The following is a 3210-nucleotide window of genomic DNA, read 5'->3' as shown; positions in this document are numbered from 1 at the left end:
GCAGTACGCCGACTACACGCTGTGGCAGCAGGAGCTGCTCGGCGAGGCCGACGACCCGGACAGCGCCGGTTCACGGCAACTCGCCTTCTGGCACGAGGCGCTGGCGGACCTGCCGGAGGAGGCCACGCTCCCCGCCGACCGGCCCCGCCCGGCCGCCGCCTCCTACCGCGGCGGTCTGTGCACCGACCACCTGCCGGCCGAGCTGCACACCGGACTGACCCACCTGGCCCGGGAGTCGGGGGCCACCCTGTTCATGGCGGTGCAGGCGGCGGTCGCGACCGTGCTGTCCCGCTCCGGGGCCGGACCCGACGTCCCGCTCGGCTCGCCGGTCTCCGGCCGGATCGACGAGGCGCTGGACGGCCTGGTCGGCTTCTTCGTCAACACCCTCGTGCTGCGCACCGACCTGAGCGGCGACCCGAGCTTCCGCGAGCTGCTCGACCGGGTGCGCAGGACCGACCTGGCCGCCTGGAACCACCAGGACCTGCCCTTCGACCGGCTGGTCGAGGTGCTCAACCCGGAGCGGTCCGCCTCCCGGCACCCCCTGTTCCAGGTGATGCTCACCCTGGGCGAGGCCGGTTCGGACACGGTCGGCTTCCCCGGCCTGGACGCCCGGACCGAGTACAACGAGCTGCAGATCGCCAAGTTCGACCTGACCTTCGGCTTCGCCGAGCACCGCACCCGGGACGGGCGCCCGCACGGCCTGGACATCACCATCGAGTACGCCACCGACCTGTACGAGGCCCGTACGATCGACGCCCTCATGGCCCGGCTGCGGCGGCTGCTGGAGTCGGTGCTGACCTCGCCGGACACTCCGCTGTCCGTTCTCGACCTGCTCGGTGAGCACGAGCGCCGGCAGCTCCTGGAGGAGTGGGCGGGACCGGTCACCGGTACCCCGGACGCGAGCCTGGCCGAGCTGTTCTCCGCGCAGGCCGCCCGCACCCCGGACGCGGTCGCGATGGTCGACGAGTACCAGGACTTCAGCTACCGCGAGCTGGACGAGCTGACCAACCGGCTCGCCCACCACCTGATCGGCCTCGGCATCGGGCGCGGTGACGTGGTCGCCGTCCTGATGGAGCGGTCGGCCGGACTGCTCACCGCCCTGCTGGCGGTGGTGAAGGCGGGTGCGGTCTACGCGCCGCTGAACACCACCGACCCGGACACCCGGCTGACCCAGATCCTCACCGACACCGCGGCCCCGGTGCTGCTCACCGACGAGGCGCTGGCCGACCACCCGGTGGCCGCCGCCACCACGGCCCGGGTCGTCGTGCTGGACGGCACCTCGGTCCCGGCGGGTCTGCCGGCCACCGCGCCGGTGCCGGCCGTGCACCCCGACGAGCCGGTGTACGCGATGTTCACCTCGGGCTCGACCGGAGTCCCGAAGGGCGTCGCCGTCACCCACCGCAACGTCGCCGACCTCGCCGCCCAGACCAGGTACCGGGGCGGCCACCACCGCCGGGTGCTGTTCCACTCGCCGGCCGCGTTCGACGCGTCGACGTACGAGATCTGGGTGCCGTGGCTGAACGGCGGCACCCTCGTCGTCGCACCGCGCGGGCACCTCGACCCGGCGGGCTACCGCCGGCTGATCGACACCCACGGCATCACGAGCATGTGGCTGACCGCCGGACTGTTCCGGGTGATGGCCGAGGAGGCGCCCGACGCCTTCGCCGGGGTCCGCGAGGTGTGGGCGGGCGGTGACGTCGTACCGCCCGAGGCCGTACGCCGTATCCACGAGCACTGCCCGGACACCACCGTCGTCAACGGCTACGGCCCGACCGAGACCACCACCTTCGCCGCCACCCACCGCATCCGGCGCCCCTTCGACTACCCGGGCACCGTCCCGATCGGCGAGGCGCTCGACAACCACCGGCTGTACGTCCTGGACCCGGCGCTGCGGCTGGTGCCGCCGGGCACCCCGGGGGAGCTGTACATCGCCGGCGCGGGGCTCGCCCAGGGATACCTCAACCGCCCCGGGATGACGGCGGAACGGTTCGTCGCCGACCCCTACGGTCCCTCCGGCGCGCGCATGTACCGCACCGGCGACCTCGTCCGCTGGAACCACGAGGGCTCCCTGGAGTACCTCGGCCGGGCCGACCAGCAGGTCAAGCTGCGCGGCTTCCGCATCGAACCGGGCGAGATCGAGACCGCGCTGACCGCCCACCCCGCCGTCGCGCAGGCCACGGTGACCGTCCGCGAGGACCGGCCCGGCGACAAGCGGCTCGTCGCCTACCTGGTCGCCGCGCAGGACGTCCGGCTGGACGGGGAGGACGTGCAGCGGGAGATCTCCGCCGCCCTGCCCGAGTACATGGTCCCGTCGGCGTTCGTGGTCCTCGACGCACTGCCGCTGACCCCGAACGGCAAGATCGACCGGCGGGCGCTGCCCGCGCCCAGGCAGAGCACCGACACCGGCGGGCGGGCGCCGCGCACCCTCGCCGAGGAGGTGCTGTGCGGGCTGTTCGCGGCCGTGCTCGGGCTGCCGTCGGCCACCATCGACGACCACTTCTTCCGCCGCGGCGGCCACTCGCTGCTCGCCACCCGGCTCATCAGCCGGATCCGTGCCGTGTGGGACGCCGAGATCACCATCCGGGACCTGTTCCAGCACCCGACGGTCGCCCAGCTCGCCGAGCGGCTCACCGCGGCCGGCGGCGGGACACGGCGGCCCGCCCTCGCGCCGCAGGAGCGCCCCGAGCGGATACCGCTGTCCTCGGCCCAGCAGCGGCTGTGGTTCCTGGACCAGATGGAGGGCCCGTCGGCGACGTACAACATCCCGATGGCCCTGCGGCTGACCGGCGAACTGGACCGGGAGGCCCTGCGCCTGGCGCTCACCGACCTGGTCATGCGGCACGAGAGCCTGCGCACGGTCTACCCGGTCCACGAGAACAGCCCCCACCAGCACGTCCTGCCGGGCGGCCCGGTGGAACTGCCGCTCACCGACACGACCGAGCGGGACGTGACCCGGCTGCTCCACGAGGAGGCCTCGCGCACCTTCGATCTGTCGGGTGAACCGCCCTTCGCGGTACGCCTGTTCCGGCTGGGCCGGCAGGCGCACGTGCTCTCGCTGGTGATCCACCACATCGCCTCCGACGGCTGGTCCAACGGCCCCCTCTTCCGCGACCTGTCCGACGCCTACGCGGCCCGCACCGAGGGGAGGGCACCCGACTGGGAGCCGCTGCCGGTCCAGTACGCCGACTACGCGCTGTGGCAGCAGCGGCT

At 73.5% G+C, this 3210-nt stretch carries 1 protein-coding gene; it reads left to right on the top strand.

Translation table 11 applies throughout. The features are described 5' to 3' along the window. Positions 1–3210 (top strand): non-ribosomal peptide synthetase (locus GT045_RS36955; RefSeq protein WP_161336888.1); only part of this gene is annotated, 3210 nt, incomplete at both ends.

It is taken from the genome of Streptomyces sp. SID486, from assembly GCF_009865385.1.
In the GTDB taxonomy this organism is placed as follows: Bacteria; Actinomycetota; Actinomycetes; order Streptomycetales; family Streptomycetaceae; genus Streptomyces.
Note: the sequence above shows the minus strand (reverse complement) of the source record. Positions and strands in the feature narration are given on the sequence as shown.